The following is an 18,780-nucleotide window of genomic DNA, read 5'->3' on the forward strand; positions in this document are numbered from 1 at the left end:
GGTTATGCATCGCGAGTTCAGGATGCATGAAACAAACAAAAATATACTAAATATTAATATTAAACATTTAAGGGAGAACAGTTATGGGGAAATATTTTGGAACAGATGGTGTACGAGGAGTAGCTAATACCGAACTAACACCTGAATTAGCATATAAAATCGGTCGTTGTGGAGGTTATGTCTTAACTCGCAGTGCACATAAGCCAAAAGTTATTATTGGACGTGATACGCGTATCTCTGGCAATATGCTTGAGGCTGCGCTAACTGCAGGATTACTATCGATTGGTGCAGATGTAATTTCCGTAGGAGTATTATCGACTCCTGCAGTTGCATACCTTACGCGTGAGCTGGAAGCAGATGCGGGTGTTATGATCTCAGCATCCCATAATCCTGTTCAAGATAATGGTATTAAGTTTTTTGCAGGGGATGGCTTCAAGCTATCTGATGAAACGGAGTTAGAAATCGAAACTTTAATTGATGCAGAAGTAGATGAACTACCTCGTCCTGTAGGAGGAGATGTTGGTTCTGTCGTGAGTGCACACCATTTAGCAGATAAATACTCAGCTTACTTGAAAACAACGATTACAGGTCAGTTTACTGGCTTGAAATTAGTTCTAGATTGTGCACATGGTGCTGCTTATGAATTAGCTCCGCAAATTTTCAAAGAGCTAGGTGCAGAAGTCATTACTGTTGGTGCCCAGCCAGATGGTAAAAATATCAATGAAGGAGTAGGCTCTACACATCCTGAATATGTGCGTGAACAAGTACTTGCTCACGGTGCAGATGTTGGACTATCTTTCGATGGTGATGCAGACCGTCTTATTGCGATCGATGAGAATGGTGAAGAAGTCGATGGTGACTTCATCCTATGTATTATTGGTGATCGTATGAAGCGTGAAGGTAAGTTGAAGCATGATACAGTGGTTACAACAGTAATGGCTAACATCGGATTTTTCAAAGGTACAGAGAAGATCGGCCTGAATACAGCGCAAACTGCAGTTGGCGATCGTTATGTGATGGAAGAAATGCGCCGTGGGGGCTACAATCTTGGTGGAGAGCAATCTGGTCATGTTATCTTCTTAGATCACATCACAACGGGTGACGGTATTATGACTGCATTGCAGCTTGTTGAGACGATGCAATTATCAGGTAAGAAGCTAAGCGAGTTGAAAGGTCTTATGCGTAAATATCCGCAGAAGCTTGTTAATGTGCGTGTTGCTGATAAGAGCCTTTATGAAGGCAATGAAGCTATTCTACAAGCGGTACAAGATGTTGAGAACGAACTAGGTGATAATGGTCGTGTACTTGTGCGTCCATCGGGTACAGAGTCGTTAATTCGTGTAATGGCTGAAGGACCAGAGAAAGAACTAGTTGATGCATATGTTGACCGTATTGCTGATGTTGTTAAGACACAACTTGGATAAAAGTTGACGGCGATATATTCGTTACTTCATAATGTAATTATTACTGAATGATCGATAATGGGGACAGATGATATTAGTCTGTCCCTTCTATTTGTAAAGGGGCATTTATGCAACAATTACAAATGTTTATGCGATTGGATGTAATAAGTTGTTGCGTACGAGCCTGAAAATGAATATGATAGGTAGTATGATTCAAGAAGAGAGTGAGGGTAGATGTTACAAAAACTCAAGCGCCAGAGCTTAATGAGGTAGAGGTAAGTTCAAAAAATGGACTTTGATAACGATGATTACGCTAACGTAGCGTAGTCGACGTCGAATATGAAACGAACTTGGAAAGTACGGTTCGCGTGTACCAGTAACGTACACTTGCGTTTCCTCCTTTCACAAGTAGCGCTCCATCTTCTCGGTTCTGAAAGCCTACCTTTTGAACGTTCATTGTAATAGTTGTTCAAAAAATGGACTTACTTTTAACTATTAAGCTGACGAGGTAAAGGTGTTCGAAATTTCGGCGGGGACCTTTCGGTAACTACAGACAACCGTAAGCTAATTTGCAAACCAATTGGGCGACTGATTGAACAAACGAATTGCTGTCTGACTATAATCAAGTGATCGTTTCACAGTTCTTATACTGTTGTCGCTATGGAGAGCGAGCAGGATAAGTATGCGGATCGCTAGCAAAACATATTGCTGATGGAATTATTCCATGGGTTAGCTTGCTATCGTCTACTGAAACGAAAGAGCCAGTTAGTTATATGGATATTTGCTATGCATTCCGCGCAGATTAACAGTATCGTCATAGTCATAAGTAGATGAGGCACTGCCTGTAAACGATACACAACGCGGAGGTTTATACTATGTGTGGTATTGTTGGATATATTGGTAATGGGGAAACACAACAGATTTTGCTTGAAGGATTGAAAAAGTTAGAATATCGCGGATATGATTCTGCTGGTATAGCAGTATTTACAGAGCAAGGACTTGAAGTTACAAAATCTAAAGGTCGTATTGCTAATCTTGAAGAAAAACTTGAAGATACACCGCTTCTTGGATCAGTTGGTATTGGTCATACTCGTTGGGCTACTCATGGTAAACCTTCTGATGTGAACTCTCACCCACATACAGATAATTCTCACCAATTTTCTGTCGTGCATAACGGGATTATTGAGAACTATCTTGATCTAAAAGAAGAACTTATCGCTAAAGGACATGTGTTTGTGTCTGAAACGGATACGGAAGTTGTTTCTCATCTTATCGCTGAAGAATACGATGGTAACCTTGTTGAAGCAGTACAACGTGCTGTGAAGCATATGAGAGGTGCATACGCACTTGGCGTACTAACTTCTCACGAGCCTGACAAATTGGTCGCAGTTCGCTATGCAAGTCCATTGGTTATCGGTATTGGCGAAGGTGAAAACTTTATCGGATCTGATATTCCCGCAATTCTTGAATATACTCGTGATGTATATATTCTTGACGATGGCGATATGGCAGTGTTGACTCATAAAGGGGTAGAACTATTCAACCTTGCAGGAGAGAGCATTGCTAAAGATATCGTTCATATTGATTGGGATCTGGTGACAGCTGAGAAGGCTGGTTTCGACCACTTTATGCTGAAAGAAATTTATGAGCAACCGAAAGCATACCGTGAAACGATGCTTGGCCGGGTATCAGAAGATGGTAAATCCGTTGATCTTAGCAAGGAGCTTGAAATGAACGATGAATATATTCGTTCTATCTCAAAAGTTCACATCGTTGCATGTGGTACAGCATACCATGCAGGATTAGTTGGTAAATCAGTAATCGAATCATTGGCTCGCATTCCAGTTGAAACAGATGTAGCTTCTGAGTATCGTTACCGTTCACCAATTATTACACCTGATACACTAGTTATCGTAGTAAGCCAATCTGGTGAAACTGCAGATACGCTAGCAGCAATGCGTGAAGCACAACGTAATGGCGCTCGTGTACTAGCGATTACTAACGTTGTAGGTAGCTCTGTAGCACGTGAAGCGAACGATGTAATAGCAACATGGGCTGGACCTGAGATTGCCGTAGCTTCTACTAAAGCATACTCTTCTCAATTGATTGCATTCTATTTGCTTGGTCTTCACCTTGCACGTGTTCTTGGTACAAAAGAAGAAGATGAGCTTACTCATATTATTGAAGGATTAACAGCACTTCCAGAGCAAGTAGAGAGCATTCTAGAGCAAGCTTCTGTATTGAAGCAAGTGGCTGAATCTATGTCTCATCATACAAGTCTATTCTTCATCGGACGTGGAGTAGATTTTGCAGTAGCACAAGAGGGATCGTTGAAATTGAAAGAGATCTCTTATATTCATTCTGAAGCTTATGCAGCGGGTGAATTGAAACATGGTACTCTTGCATTAATTGAAGATGATATTCCAGTTATTGCTTTGGTTACTCAAGAAGGTCTATATGAGAAAACATTGAGCAATATTACAGAAGTAAAAGCAAGAGGTGCACATGTGTTTGCAATAACGAACCAAGGCTTCGAAGTTGAAGTTGCGAAATCCGTAGATGAAGTATTCGTAATTCCAAAAACATTGCCAGTTCTTACTCCAGCATTAGCTGTAGTGCCATTGCAATTGATCTCTTACTACGCTTCTCTTGCACTAGGTCATGATGTGGATAAACCACGTAACCTTGCTAAGAGTGTAACTGTAGAGTAGGTTGTTGGTTAGAGGGGCTTGGGTGTGAAACCCAAGCCTCTTTTTTGTGTATGTCTAAGCCACAAACACTAATGCCCACCAATAAAACCATTAACGAGGCTTTGTACCCAACGGTTTAAGATTACAACTCCTCACACAAAGTCTGTCACTCTTCAAAATAAGTTTGTTACTGAGCCGTCCGATATTCAGGTTTTCTTCTTGATTATCGCTCAATTTTCCTATATTTTTTTTTCAATCTATCCTCAACCAAACGCCACAAATCCCTTGATCTATCAGCATTATCTCAATTTTTTACCCGAATAATCTTTTACTAAGCTAAGCACTTCCCCAATGTTTGCCCTACAAAAAAACTGGTACAATTATGTACCAGTTAAGTGTGCGCAAGTGTAAAGATGGATATGCCTAAAAAAGACACTGATACATACTATCTAAAAAATTCAACATAAGTCTATTACTTTCTTTGAATAAATTGTATGTTATTTATGAGGCCGCAACGCATTATGAATAGAGATGATGGGAGATATTAATATGATTACACTCAGAAAGATCACACTGGAAAACCGGCGTGCCATGTTTAATTTGGAAGTTTCAGAAGATCAACGGCGCTTTGTCGCGTCTAACCTGTCAAGTGTGGCTTCGTGTTATGTTCTGGCAACCAATGGGGGGCATCCAATTCCATTTGTCATCTACGCTGATGAGCAGCCTGTCGGTTTTGTTATGTTGGCTTATGGAATCACTGGATATGAAGAGCCAACTATCGCAATAGACAACTATTGCATCATGCGATTAATGATTGACAAGCAATATCAGAACAGAGGTTATGGTCGGGAGGCTATGAACAAGATTCTGGAATTTATCCGTACCTATCCAGCAGGGCCAGCACAGTTTTGTTGGATCCCGTACAGCCGCGAAAACATCGCTGCGAAAAAACTTTACGAAAGCTTTGGCTTCAGGGAGAACGGTGAAATTTTCAATAACGAGTCAATAACTGTCTTGCAACTCTGATTTTCTACTAAGGCGTAGAAGAATGTAAGATCAAAGGAAGGGCCATCCGCAAAAGGATGGCCCTAAAACTTGCCGTACAGACAGCGCAGAGAACGAATAGAACCGTATCATAAATAACGGTTTTTCGGAATTCCTTACGGGGCATGGATTTTAATAAATGTGTGTAGGGTTGGGAAAATGATATTGTTGAAATGATGCAGTAACATTTAATTTTTTGATTTGGAAAATTCCCGACACACCCTACGGAAAAAAAGAGATATGGTAAACAGGAGGCAGTATTCCGAGTTGCAAGATTATGCACTAAAAATCATCGCTAGGCATTAAAGCCTAGCGATGATAGGTGTAAGTTAAATTATTGAGTTAGTCATGCTAATTTAGTTTTAGAATCCATTAATAATTTCATCAGTATAAGATTATTGATTCAATATTGCACCATCTCCAACGATATCCCCGATGTAATCAGGGGAATATGCTCCTGTATATGTATAATAAGATTTTGTCATTACAAAGTAAATGTTGCCTGTAGGGACATTAGTCCAATCCGCATGTTTCCATGATCCAGTTTTAAATCTCTTCGTCCCTTTACTGACTCCACCAGCATACAGTGTAATATCATAATAATCATATTGTGTACCCGAGTAGACATTAGGAGATTGTACCCAGTCTCCAGATGCAGTGATTCTAATTGTACCAGCAGTATTATTTACAATAGTTGAAGATGTTAAAGTGGAATCAAAATCGAAAGAAAAATAGTAAGGCATGTTTTCAGCTGCTTTTGCATTCAAAAAAGTATTCTCAGTTACTTCTTCAGCCATTGTAATAGATGGGGTTTCAGCATAAACTTTTCTCGCGATCTCAATTGCCTCTAATCTAGTGTTAGGGGCAAACAATTCAATTACATTTCCATTCTCTGCAATGTCTTCTGTTGTCAGTACTTTTGCCGTATCATTAGAACTCTTTGTTTCAGCAAATACAGCATTTGTAGTGAAAACTAGTAACATTACTAAAGAAAGAGTAGCTAATGATAGTCTGCGTAGTTTGATCATAAATAAAATCTCCTTTTTTTATAATAGTATATTACTTTTGTAATAATATACTATTATGGAAAATTTGTCCATATTAATCACCGGTAAAAATTGCTCCAAACCCAATTATTCTACTATTTCCTTTTTCATCAGGATTGTATAATTCCAATTTCAGCATTCCTTCGGGTATATTAGTCCAATCAGAGTAACCCCAAACGCCTGTTTTAAATCTATAAATACCGTAGCTGATATCATCGATAAGCAAATTAACATCAAAATATGACTCTGTATCCCCACTATCCGATTCAATTTCTCCCAATACGGCTACTCTGATATTCTCCTTAGCCACAATTTTTAGTTCAGAGGTATAATTATATGAAGACAGATTAATTTGAAAGTCATATGGAAATACCGTAACATAGCGATTTTTTATTATTCCCCCATCGCCTTCATTAGCCTCTTGTATAAACGGAGTATCCGTGTAAAATTCATCAAGCGTTATTAATTCTTCGTGTGAAGAAACTGAATCGTGCATTATTAATTCTTTTCCAGCTTCAAAGATATACGGTGTCTCCTCATATAGTTTTTCAACGTCTACTCTTTCGAAAATACTAGAATGGATTCTTTTGTATATACTAGAACTATCTAAACTTAACTGTCCTATTAAAAAAACTGCACTAACAAATAATAACAAGAGAATAAAAAAACCAGAACCTATTATTATTATTTTTTTCACTTAAATTTCCTCCATAACTGAATCTGTGATAATTTAATAATATGACTCTATTAAATTAATGGACAATTGCTCTTGTTTCAAGAAATAGAAATAAACGTGTATTGGAACTTCCTTCTTTACTAGTCATCGTGAGAAATTAAGCTATATCGTGATTACAAAACAATTTAATATTCAACTCAATTACCTAGCCAGATTTGGAACGATCACTCACAGTCAAATTGATGTGATGACTTGTTCTGACACGCAGGTTTGTTTGATTCTAATCTGTTCCGCTTGACTTCACCACGAACCATAGTGCTGTATTCCGCTTATCTTGCCACTTTCGTGAAGTTGGTTTAATGTATATTTACAACCTATGTCGTGAAAACCGACTATTCAATGTATAAATTCCATAATATGACGCTTAAAGGAGATTGGGAGAATAGGAAAAATCTAAATTAAGTCAAGAAGGTAAATGTAATTTTATCATAAAATTCTATTAATTTCCAATATATAAATATACTTCATGACTTCTGCAGTTCAAGAGCTAGAGAGAAATTAGATGTCTATGTGAAGTGTCTTTAGTAAGTAATTTATTACTTTTTTAAGAATCTTCCGAAAAGAGGGGGATTAAAAAAGAATAAACTTTTTTGGCTAGGTAAGCAGGCTCCGACTTTCTTTTCATGGTAATTTCTAGTGGTTCCAGACTTTTTATCACCTGACAAACCAATAAAAAAGTATGGAACCGATAAATACAGTCCTGATGACAATAAGTCATCAGGACTGTATTTATAACTAGAGAAGGAGGTGTCGACTTTTCCACAATTGGAGAACGGATTAAAAAGTTGCGAAAGATAATACATAATAAGTTCAAAACAGATTTTTACTGGTTAGTTTACGAAGTAGAACGATCACAACATTTTGATGTTAGCAAGGGATTGAGCTAGTTAAGAATCAATTCATTTTACAATTTAGAAGGCTAAAGCTAGAAGACCAAGATGAAATTCTTGAATTTATTAATTTAAAAATAAATCGGTATGATAAAAAGAGATTATAACGATTGGATTATTCAATGAAAATAAAGTATTGGACTGAAAAATGAAGGTGTAAGCTGTAGACGCTACATTAAGCTAACGAGCAGGATAGAGGACGGTAAGGTTGTTCTCGAACAGAAGAACAAATTAATGATATGATGTTGTAAATGGAACAGGCTAGTCGAGCCTATTTTCTAATTTCGTGAGGGAGTCGATAAATTGTATGGGAAATACGAATCAATGGGATGCGGAATGGGAAGTATCAGAAGAATTAGCTCATAAATTAATAAGCAGTCAGTTTCCGCAGTTAGCTTCACAAAGCATACAAAAACTAGGATACGGCTGGGATAATACTGTTTTTCTTGTCGGGGGTGAATATGTATTTCGCTTTCCAAGAAGAGAAGTTGCAATTAATCGTTTAAGGATGGAAGGAAAGATACTACCTAAGCTTAAAGATTATTGTTCCATTGCATATTCTTTACCGCTATTTTTTGGGGAAGGGGATTATAATTATCCTGCACCTTTCCTAGGTTACCCCTATTTATCAGGAGAGTTTCCAATCGGATTAACTGATAAGCAACGTGCGTTATCAGCAACAACGCTCGCGCAATTTTTAAAAAGCTTACATGCATTCCCTGTGCAAATTGCCCAAGAAAATGGAGTTCAACATGACCATAGAGATTTGATTGATATTGCAATGCGTAAAGAAAAGTTGCATAAATTCATTTCCGACCTTGCCCCTCATTTTAGTGAAGAAGAGTATCGTGAAATATCAAACTATTTGGAACAGATTGGAATTGAAAAAGTGAAACCCAAAAACGTATTCCTTCATGGAGACCTTCATTTTAAAAATATGCTGGTAGACGAGAATGGAATAGTTTCAGGGATTATCGACTGGGGGGATATCAATATCGGACATCCTGCTTGTGACTTGAATGTCGCGTATAGCTTTTTGCCTCCCGATGCGCGTTCAGACTTTTTCAAAGAATATGGGGATGTCGATGAAGAAACGAAGATATTAGCTCGATTGATAGCCATATACATTCCCATTTTGATCATGATGCAGGCAATTGATTATAAAGATGAAAAGTTGGTTGCTGAAGCAAAAGCGATCATAAAACGTGCTCTCGCTGTGGATTAAGATCAATCTCGGTGAACAGTATCACATGTATTTACAGAATGCGGACCCTTAAGAGTAGGTTTGGTCAGTCTTTATGGAGCATATTGTGTAAACAAGCTTATGCGCGCTTTTTTATTGTTATACAACATATGGATCTGGTTTGAAGGACAGACTCATTCTTTAAAATAGGGCGTAATCCCTCTTGAATATAGACTTTCCACTAACTTGAAAAATTCTTCTGACGATAAATCCTTTTGACGCTGGAGCCAAAGTCGAAATAAAGAAAGGGAAGTTGTCAGGTAAAACTCAATTAAGTAAGGCGTTAAGGAATGGTTTTGCGGAACGTTCAATTCTAATTGATTTAAAGTGATTTCTTGTTTTAAGCGTTTTAAAAAACGGGCACTTCCATAATCACCTAAAAGGGCACTAAGAACCAGGAGATGTTCTCTTTTATCTAGGCAATAGAGCGTTTCTTGAACCGTATGTATCGATAGTTCTTTATTCGCCAATTCTTTTTTCATTTCATTCAATAAGTCATTTTCAACAGAGTCTAACAATTCGTAAATGTCAGTAAAGTATTGATAAAAGGTGCTGCGGTTATATCCTGACTTATTCGAAATTTCCTGAACCGAAATTTTCTCAATTGGCTTTTGGCTATATAATTCACAAAAAACTTCTATAAACTTTTGTCTTGTTTTCTCCGTTATTTGGGGTTGCTTTTTCATGTGTCCCTCCTACTAGCGAATAATAATATCATCCGACAAATAATAAAAAACTGATGGTTGATCAAGGAATAGTGAAGATTTATAATCACATCATACAACATGTTGTCGGATAATCAAAAGGAAATGTTATATAGTAGGGGTGGTTTGAATGTCAGCAAAACAAGATAGAATTTTAATTTTTGGTGCAGGTGTCATCGGGAGCATGTACGCAATTAAGCTTATTGAAGCAGGGTTTGATGTTAGCCTGTTTGCACATTCTAATAGATTTAAATCATTAAGAGAAAATGGCCTACAATATAAAGAAAAAGGTGTAGTTAGATCGATACAAGTGAATGTCATTGACACGCTCGAAAATGACGATGTATACGATTTTATTTTCGTTACCGTTCGTTATAATCATTCCGAATCAGCGTTGTTAACGCTAAAAGATAATCAAAGCAAAAATATAGTTACGATGATTAGTAATTCAATTGGATTTTCTTCGTGGCTGGATATCGTAGGGGATAGACTTTTACCAGCTTTTCCCGGCTTTGGCGGACAGATTAAAGATGGAGTATTGCATGCTCGATTTCTACCAAAGATTATACTGACGACTGCATTTGGCGAAATTAATGGTGTAGTGACAGATCGCATAGAAAACCTCGCAAAAATATTTAAAATAGCAAAGCTTCCCTACGTTATTAAAAAGGATATGCAAGCGTATCTAATCACACATTCCGTATCAGACATTGCCATGTTGAGCGTTTTGCATTCTGAGAATAAGATAATTGTCAAAAAAACAGCACGCAAAATAACAGTCACTTTAAAAGCGTATCTAAGGGCAATACAAAAAGCAGGCGTTTCAATTGATCCACCAATGCTTAAAATGGTGCTTAAATTTCCAAACTTATTATTAGATCTTTTCTTTATGACATGGCTACGAACTAAAATGGTTAAGGATATGATGTTGCAGGATTATGCGAATAATGCTAACAATGAGATTGTACAGCTGAGTAATGATTTAATGAAATTTTTAAGTCAAAATGATATCAAATCGGAAATATGAAAATCGAAATATATAGTTTTTTCGTAGCATCCTTGACTTTACTAACGGGAAACGATAAATGAACAACAACAGCGGCAGTCTAAGACTTTATTTATCAAGTCTTAGACTGCCGCTGCTTTATTTTCACGGAACTTCATCAACGTAATAATCGAGATCATCGAAAAAATAGAGTGGACGGTTCGCATTAATTGGGTAAAATACCAACAACAAAAAAACAAGTTTAATTATTATAAGTTTACATCAATATTTTTCGACATTTTATGAAAAGCACTCTAACATTTAATAATTCTTAATATAAATCGTCATTCTAGTTAACTTTTGACCTGTAGACTACATGATGTAGGAGAAATAAGCTAAATAATTCTTTTAAGAGGAGGGAAGTAGGTAACTACAGATTCCATCTAAGAGATGCGTGAAGCCAACAGCTATGAGTGATTCTATGAATTATTTTGCTGGAAATAGGGTATTAAAAAAATGAAGGTGGAGAGGTGCAAAAATGTCTTTTTCGAAAAATTTTAACAAAAAATGGATTAGTTTGATGTTGATTATTGCAATAGTAGTCACAACATATCTTCCTGCTGGCTTGCTTCCAAAAGCTGCAGCTGCAAAGGATTCAGTAGTGGAATGGACTTTTACATCCAACGATAATTTAAAGGCTACAGAAGGTAATGATGCCAATAAGGGAATTAGCTTACTTTCAATCAGCAATAATAGAACACTTTCCTATACAGCTTCTAATAAAACATTGTATACAAATGGTTGGGATAAACCAGATGGTTACTGGCAAGTGAAAATTGATACTACAGATTTTACAGATCTAGATTTAACATATAAAGCTTTTGGGACAAGTACTTCCCCAAAAGAATTTCAAATTCAATACAGTTTAACAGGTAATGACGACGACTTTCATTCTATAGCTAATGTAGAGCTTACAGCTGCTATCGCACCTTACGGACCTTTTGCTTTACCAGAAGTGGTTGAAAATCAGAGCTCTGTTTATATTCGTTGGTTAAATACTTTTAATACTTCCATTAGTGGACCACCAGCAACTGTGCAATCTGGCGGAAACAGCAGAATTGCAGATATTCAAATTCAAGGAATTTCACAAGCTGCTCCTGCAGTAGCAAAGGTTGAAGCTAGCCCTGCTTCTAATGCTTGGCCTGCTGGCACAGAAATTAAATTGAACTCAGCAACTACTGGAGCTTCAATTTATTATGCTTTTGATAGTGAACAAAATCCATTCTCACTTTATTCAGAACCGGTTGTATTAACAAATGATGTTTCGATTTATACTTACGCAAGCTTTGATGGATTGGCTAATAGTGTAGGTTCAATATTTGATTACACTTTATTAGAGAAAACAGATATTTCAGCAGCACGTTTAAGCCCTAAAAACCAAAATGTATGGACAGAAGGTATTATTTCACATATCGATGGAGCCAAAACATACATTCAAGATGAAACTGGCGGCATTGTATTATATGGTATGAATATTCCAGATGCTAGTCTTGGTGACAAGGTCAGTGTACAAGGAGTTATGGAAATTTACAGTGGTTTACAAGAATTGAAACCACAAAATGGATTAACTTCTAAGGTTTTAGAGAAAAATGCAGGTGTACCTGAAGCAAAATTAGTGACAGCAAACGATTTAACACCTGCAAATGGTGAGCAGTATGAAGCACAGCTCGTTTATTTAGAAAATGTAACCATTGATCGTAAATCAGGAACAGTATTTAAAGCGCAGCAAGATGGTATAGCAGCAGAATTCGATATTTATTCCAGTTTATCTAGTTTGCAAGAAGGGAAAAAATTCGAAAAAATAATAGGGGTTATTGAGGAATATAACGGTAATTTCCAACTTATCCCGTTAAACAGCAGTTCATTAATTGAGAATAAGTTTTCTGTTCAGGCAAGTCCTGATGCAGGAACAATAGCAATCGGAAATGGAGTTACGCTTTCAACACCAGACAATGAAGCGGTTATTTACTATACAACAGATGGTTCCACACCAACTGAAAATAGCTTAAAATATACTGCGCCAATAGTGGTGAATGAAGATACAACGATTAAAGCTATTGTAGTTAAAGACAACGTGCTTAGTATCGCATATGTATTTGAATATAAGGCAGTCAAAGCTAATCCAAGGATTCATGATATTCAAGGTACAACTCATACCTCTCCATATTTAAATCAAAATGTTAAGGATGTAGAGGGCGTTGTTACACAGCTTTCCTATCAATTTGCTACAGGCGTTTATCGTGGTTTTTATATTCAAGATATGGAACCAGATAATGATGATAGAACATCTGAAGCGGTTTATGTGTATTCAACAAATGAAGAAATGAAGCCTAAGGTTGGAGACCTAGTATCTATTTCAGGTAAAGTAGAAGAGTATAATGAAGGTCTAGCTACTAACTTAACAACGACGCAATTAACAAATATACAAATTAATATATTATCTTCTGATAATGATCTTCCTGAGCCAATCTTACTTGGTAAAGGCGGACGAGCACTTCCAACTTCCATTATTGATAGTGATGGAATGACTACATTTAATCCAGATGTAGATGCGATTGCATTCTATGAATCACTTGAAGGTATGCATGTAAGGTTATCAAAGCCTACTATTATTAGTCCATATTGGACAAGTGGTTATGGCAATTCTATGCTTTATAATATTCCAACACGAGTAGAAAATGAGGAAGAGGATGTACTGACACCTGCTGGTGGTTTAATTCTGAAAGAAGCTTTAAACTACAATCCTCAAAGATTAATTATCGCTTATGGAAACCCTGGAAAGGAAGTAGGCACTGGTGATGTGTTTACCGATGATGTTATTGGAGTTGTAGGCTACAACAATGGAAACTTCAAAATTATTCCAAGTAAAGGAAGCTTACCAGAGATTGATAATAGTACATTTGAAAGGGAAACAACTGAGCTTGAAATTGACCCTAACAAGTTAACGATGGCAAGCTACAACGTTGAGAATTTTCATCCTAGTACTCCACAAGAAAAGATTAATAAGATTGGTGATTCGATTGTAATCAACTTAAAATCACCTGATATTATCGCATTGCTTGAAATTCAAGATAATAATGGTCCAGTGGATAACGGAGTTGTTGCAGCAGATAAAACTTATGAAACCATTATTAATGCTGTCATTGCTGCAGGAGGACCGGCTTATAAATATACTGATATTTCTCCACAGGATAAGAAGGATGGCGGCGAACCAGGCGGAAATATTCGAGTTGGTTTCTTATACAATCCTGATCGTGTAAAAATGACGGATAGTGTATTAGGACAAGCAGGAACAGCTACTACAGCAGTAAGTTATAATGCTGAAAATGATAATTTAACTGTTAATCCTGGACGTATCGACCCAACGAACACAGCTTTTAATGCTTCTCGAAAACCTTTAGTAGCACAATTTGAATTTAACGGAGAAAAGGTTATTGCCATTGTTAATCATTTTAACTCCAAAGGTGGAGATAATGGACCATTTGGTAACATTCAGCCTCCTGTACTTTCAAGCGAAGTGCAACGTCATAAGATTGCGAATGTCGTAAACGGCTTTGTGAAGGATGTTGTAACAAAAAATAGTGATGCAAATGTTGTTGTAATGGGAGATCTAAACGACTTCCAATTTACAGAAACATTGAACATTCTTAAAGGAAATGAAATAATCAACTTGATCGATACGCTTCCGATTAATGATCGCTATTCTTACACCTATGACGGAAACTCTCAAACTTTAGATCATATTTTAGTAAGTAATAAATTAGCTTCTGCAAGTAAAGTAGATGTTGTTCATATTAATGCAGATTTCCCTCTTTCTAGAGGACGTGCTTCAGACCATGATCCATTAATGGCTCAAATTGATCTTAAAGATCAAGCAGTACCAAGTGAAGACTTCCAATTACGAGTGTTGCATACAAATGATACACATGCACGACTAGATAGCGTAGCCAAGCGTGTAACAGCAATTAATGAGAATAAAAATGATCATAGTATTTTACTTGATGCAGGTGATGTATTCTCAGGTACATTGTACTTTACGAAGTATGAGGGCCTTGCTGATTTAGAGTTTATGAACATGGTTGGTTATGATGCTATGGTTCCAGGTAACCATGAATTCGACAAAGGTCCAGAAGGACTGGAGCGTTTTATTAAGGAAGCACAATTCCCAATCCTAAGCTCCAATATTGATTACGGTGGAAATGAAGGGCTAAGCAAGTTATTCAAAAATGAAATTGGTGGTTTAAATAATCCAATCGAACATGCACATATATACCCATCTATTGTGATTGATGTCAATGGTGAGCAGGTAGGTGTGTTTGGATTAACGACAGAAGAAACCGTAGGGATTTCTTCACCTGGTAATACCCTTGTATTCCAAGATTACATTGCGCGTGCAAAAGCAACTGTAGCTTCCTTACAGGAACAAGGTATTAACAAAATTGTTGCCCTCACGCACCTAGGCTACAGCTTCGATGAAATTTTAGCAGATGAGGTTGAAGGTATTGATATTATCGTAGGTGGACACAGTCATACGCTTCTTCCAAAACCAGTCGTGAAGCATGTGAATGGTGAACCGACGATTATCGTACAAACGGGTGAGTATGGCGAAAAGCTTGGTGTTATTGATGCAACATTCGATGACAAAGGTGTACTGACATCATGGGACGGTAATCTACTCCATGTAGCAGATTACGCGGAAGATGCCGTAGCGAAAGAAAAGCTGCAAGGCTACAAAACAAGTCTCGATGAAATGATGGCTGAAGTTGTTGGACACTCTTTAGTAGAACTCGATTACAATGCTATGTTTGATGGCAAACTGCAGCGCGCAGTACGTCGTCAAGAAACAAACCTAGGTAACTTGATTACCGATGGTATGGCTGCAGCGATGAAGGAGAAGATTACATCGCTACTTCCTAGCTCAGAACTAGCTGAAATTAAAGGATACATCGCTTTGCAAAACGGTGGTGGTATCCGTGAGGGAATTTCATCGGGTGACATTACACTAGGAGAAGTAAGAACAGTATTGCCATTTGATAACAGTATCGTAGCTGTGAAGGTAACAGGTACGGAATTAATTGCAGCATTAGAAAATGGTGTATCTGGTTCTCCAGCGGAATATGGCGGCTTTGCACATGTATCTGGAATGAAATATACCTACGATTCAACAAAAGCGAAGCAAACTTTAGATACACAAACGGAAAAGATTACGTTTAACGGTAATCGCATCGTTGAAGTTCAGATTAAAAATGAAGATGGCACATATTCTAAGCTTGATCCGAATGCATATTATATGCTAGCAACAAACTCCTTTACAGCTAGTGGTGGAGACTTCTACTACGCATTAAGAGATGCAAGACAAGACGGAAGAATCTATGAGCTGTTCATGCCAGATTATGAAGTGTTCCTAGCGCATTTAGACAGAGTAGGAACTATTGATATTGGTCTAGAAGGACGTATTACTGATCTTAAAGGTCAATCATTACCAGGGACTGGTGGTAACGGTGGAAACACCGGTGGAAATAATGCTACACCAGAAACAAAACCTGGAGAGTCCAATCAAGGTGATGTTGTTACAGTAATAGTGCCTTCTGAAAACATTAGCAAAGAAACGAATGCACAAGGCAAGACAGTAACTACTGTATCTGTACAAGCAGATGCATTAAAAGAAGCGATTAAGCAAGCTGAAGTTGCTGGCAAAGCTACGAAAAAAATTCAAGTGAATATTGCTAATGTGACGGATGGAATGATTACAATTCAGCTTCCAGCAGCAGCTCTAATCGATGCCAAAAAGGATACAATCATTTCTGTAAATGCAGGTAATTACAGCTATGATCTACCAGTAAATATTTTAGCGATGGAAAAGCTAGCAGAAGAGCTCGGAGCTAAAATGGCTGAATTAATCATTTCCATAAATATAGAAGTAATGACGCAAGATAATACAGATAAGTTAACTCTAAAAGTTGAAGAGGCTAATGGTAAGCTACTACATGCACCAATTGAATTTACCATTATGGCTCAAGCAAATGGAAAGTCTCATGAAGTTAATGGGTTTGGTAATATATTTGTAGAAAGAAGTATTACTATTGGAAGCTTAGTTAATCCTTCCACTGCAACGGTAGTATCATATGATCCATTAACAGATCAACTTACATTTGTACCGGCAATATTCGAAACAGTAAATGGAAAAACAATCGTTACGGTTAAGCGTAATAGCAACAGTCAGTACGCAGTTGTATCCTTCAATAAATCGTTTGAAGATATGACTAAGCATTGGGCAAAGGCTGATGTAGAGCTTTTAGCTTCTAAATTTATTGTACAAGGAAAGTCTGAAACAAACTTTACTCCAGATCAAAGTATCACAAGAGCTGAATTTGCAGCATTACTTGTTCGTTCGCTAGGGTTGAATGAAGACAGCTCTGCACTAGCGTTTAACGATATTGATGCTAATGCATGGTATGCAGGTGTTGTAGGAGCAGCAGTAAAAGCAAAATTAATCGAGGGATTTGAAGATGGTTCATTCCGTCCAGAAGCACAAATTACTCGTGAGCAAGTAGCTGTTATGATAGCTAGAGCTCTTGCAATGACTGGTAAGCTAGAAGAAGCAGGTAAATTAGATGCAACTGCTAAATTTGAGGATGGAGCATCCATCCAAGCATGGGCAAAAGATGCTGTTGGAATTAGTGCTTCAGCTGGTATTGTTCAAGGTAACGCAAATCAAATGTTTGCACCTGCAAAAAATGCTACAAGAGCAGAAGCAACAGCAATTCTGAAAAGATTGTTAAGCTTTGTTGAGTTTATCAATAGCTAATAAAGTATAACGACAAGCCGAACTGATTTCAGGTATTTCTTCCTGATTTCGCTCGGCTTTTCTTTTTCCCAGTATTCCATCCCAAGAAATCTCACCTTGTTTTAAAATATTCCATATATTACAATTATTATATTCTTTCAAATGGGGTGAATGGAATTGGCTTTCCGCATTGTTCGAAGTAATTAGTTTTCGGGCTGGAGAAAACGCGTACCAGCTAAAAAGGGATAAATATGCCCTTTTCGAACAGTGCAGGTGTCATTCCTTAAATTAAAGTCAAGAAACGAATACTGTGACTTGGCTTTTATCATTTGAAAGGTGGTTTCTACATGAATGAATTAGAATATAACAATTTTTATGATAAAGTAGGTAAAATAATTGGTTGGGACTTTAGTGAATTACAGGTAACATCAGAAGGGATAGGCTGGAATTTTTATGAGGAAGTGATAAGAAGGTCTAAGGGCACGGATGTTCTTTTAGACTTAGGAACAGGTGGGGGAGAGAATTTATTATCCATCGCTTCATCATTTCGTTCTGTGGTTGGGATTGATTTATCTAGTGGAATGATGGAAACTGCAAAATCAAACTTGGATAAAACCAATGTTTCTAACGTTCAATTCTTACAAATGTCTTCTGAAGAGTTGCAATTCACTAATGATTTCTTTGATGTAGTCACTTGTTGTCACGCTCCATTCTTTTCAAATGAAGTAGCGAAGGTATTAAAGAATGGTGGGATTTTTTTGACACAGCAAGTTAGTGAAGCGGATAAGCTAAATTTAAAAACGGCTTTTGGTCGTGGACAGGAGTTTGGAGTAGTCGATGGAACTTTAAAAGCGGCTTATGTAAGAGAACTTAAGGAAGCCGGTTTTAATTCAGTTGAATCGTTTGAATACAATGCTGTAGATTATTATCGCAGACCAGAAGACCTTATATTCTTACTTCAACATACGCCAATAATCCCCCACTTCGGCCATGAGAAAAAGGACTTTCAAATTCTAAATGATTTTATTGAAAATAATCGAACGACAAAGGGAATTTGCACTAATTCGAAAAGGTTCTTAATTACAGCTGTAAAATAGATTGCTATTTAGTGATAAAGCACACATAGAGCGTTATCACTAAATATAGACCGAGAAAATAAAGAATAGAAAATCGACTATATAGACTGAAAATA

General features: G+C 37.2%; 10 protein-coding genes. 7 read left to right on the forward strand and 3 right to left on the reverse strand.

What is annotated here, in order from left to right; translation table 11 throughout:
- Positions 1–83 precede the first annotated feature (83 nt).
- The 3 genes from glmM to NAG76_08565 all read left to right on the forward strand — a co-directional run bounded on the left by glmM (position 84) and on the right by NAG76_08565 (position 5,119).
- Positions 84–1,424: a phosphoglucosamine mutase gene (gene glmM / locus NAG76_08555; GenBank protein URN96247.1), complete on the forward strand. Its 1,341-nt coding sequence runs from the start codon at positions 84–86 to the stop codon at positions 1,422–1,424.
- 854 nt (positions 1,425–2,278) lie between these two features.
- Positions 2,279–4,114, forward strand: coding sequence for a glutamine--fructose-6-phosphate transaminase (isomerizing) (glmS, locus tag NAG76_08560; GenBank protein URN96248.1), 1,836 nt, complete (start codon positions 2,279–2,281; stop codon positions 4,112–4,114).
- A 528-nt stretch (positions 4,115–4,642) separates the two neighbouring features.
- The gene (locus NAG76_08565) at positions 4,643–5,119 is read left to right on the forward strand and encodes a GNAT family N-acetyltransferase (protein ID URN96249.1); all 477 of its coding nucleotides are present in this window, start codon (positions 4,643–4,645) and stop codon (positions 5,117–5,119) included.
- A gap of 413 nt (positions 5,120–5,532) precedes the next feature.
- Here the strand turns inward: NAG76_08565 and NAG76_08570 are convergent, their stop codons facing one another.
- Positions 5,533–6,165, reverse strand: a complete 633-nt coding sequence (locus NAG76_08570) for a hypothetical protein (GenBank protein URN96250.1) — start codon at positions 6,163–6,165, stop codon at positions 5,533–5,535.
- Positions 6,166–6,238: 73 nt separating this feature from the next.
- Entirely contained in the window at positions 6,239–6,880 is a 642-nt protein-coding gene (locus tag NAG76_08575) for a hypothetical protein (protein URN96251.1), read from the reverse strand.
- A gap of 1,236 nt (positions 6,881–8,116) precedes the next feature.
- Between NAG76_08575 and NAG76_08580 the strand changes: the two genes are divergently transcribed.
- Positions 8,117–9,034 carry a phosphotransferase gene (locus NAG76_08580; protein ID URN96252.1) on the forward strand — a complete coding sequence of 306 codons (918 nt, stop codon included), beginning with the start codon at positions 8,117–8,119 and terminating at the stop codon, positions 9,032–9,034.
- Between the two features lie 152 nt (positions 9,035–9,186).
- On the opposite strand, the gene NAG76_08585 is transcribed toward NAG76_08580, so the two are convergent.
- Complete coding sequence (locus tag NAG76_08585) at positions 9,187–9,738, reverse strand: TetR/AcrR family transcriptional regulator (protein URN96253.1); 552 nt, start codon at positions 9,736–9,738, stop codon at positions 9,187–9,189.
- Positions 9,739–9,886: 148 nt separating this feature from the next.
- Here NAG76_08585 and NAG76_08590 point away from each other — a divergent pair, with 148 nt between their 5' ends.
- The 3 genes from NAG76_08590 to NAG76_08600 all read left to right on the forward strand — a co-directional run bounded on the left by NAG76_08590 (position 9,887) and on the right by NAG76_08600 (position 18,685).
- Entirely contained in the window at positions 9,887–10,783 is an 897-nt protein-coding gene (locus NAG76_08590; GenBank protein URN96254.1) for a ketopantoate reductase, read from the forward strand.
- 496 nt (positions 10,784–11,279) lie between these two features.
- Positions 11,280–17,609, forward strand: a complete 6,330-nt coding sequence (locus NAG76_08595; protein ID URN96255.1) for a 5'-nucleotidase C-terminal domain-containing protein — start codon at positions 11,280–11,282, stop codon at positions 17,607–17,609.
- A 326-nt stretch (positions 17,610–17,935) separates the two neighbouring features.
- Positions 17,936–18,685: a class I SAM-dependent methyltransferase gene (locus NAG76_08600; protein URN96256.1), complete on the forward strand. Its 750-nt coding sequence runs from the start codon at positions 17,936–17,938 to the stop codon at positions 18,683–18,685.
- Positions 18,686–18,780: the final 95 nt, after the last annotated feature.

It is taken from the genome of Candidatus Pristimantibacillus lignocellulolyticus, assembly GCA_023639215.1.
GTDB lineage: Bacteria > Bacillota > Bacilli > Paenibacillales > Paenibacillaceae > Pristimantibacillus > Pristimantibacillus lignocellulolyticus.

Coding starts and splice junctions, on each gene's coding strand:
- NAG76_08565 (URN96249.1), top strand. CDS start 4,643: ATGATTACACTCAGAAAGATCACACTGGAAAACCGGCGTGCCATGTTT.
- NAG76_08600 (URN96256.1), top strand. CDS start 17,936: ATGAATGAATTAGAATATAACAATTTTTATGATAAAGTAGGTAAAATA.
- glmS (URN96248.1), top strand. CDS start 2,279: ATGTGTGGTATTGTTGGATATATTGGTAATGGGGAAACACAACAGATT.
- NAG76_08595 (URN96255.1), top strand. CDS start 11,280: ATGTCTTTTTCGAAAAATTTTAACAAAAAATGGATTAGTTTGATGTTG.
- NAG76_08585 (URN96253.1), bottom strand. CDS start 9,738: ATGAAAAAGCAACCCCAAATAACGGAGAAAACAAGACAAAAGTTTATA.
- NAG76_08590 (URN96254.1), top strand. CDS start 9,887: ATGTCAGCAAAACAAGATAGAATTTTAATTTTTGGTGCAGGTGTCATC.
- NAG76_08570 (URN96250.1), bottom strand. CDS start 6,165: ATGATCAAACTACGCAGACTATCATTAGCTACTCTTTCTTTAGTAATG.
- NAG76_08580 (URN96252.1), top strand. CDS start 8,117: ATGGGAAATACGAATCAATGGGATGCGGAATGGGAAGTATCAGAAGAA.
- glmM (URN96247.1), top strand. CDS start 84: ATGGGGAAATATTTTGGAACAGATGGTGTACGAGGAGTAGCTAATACC.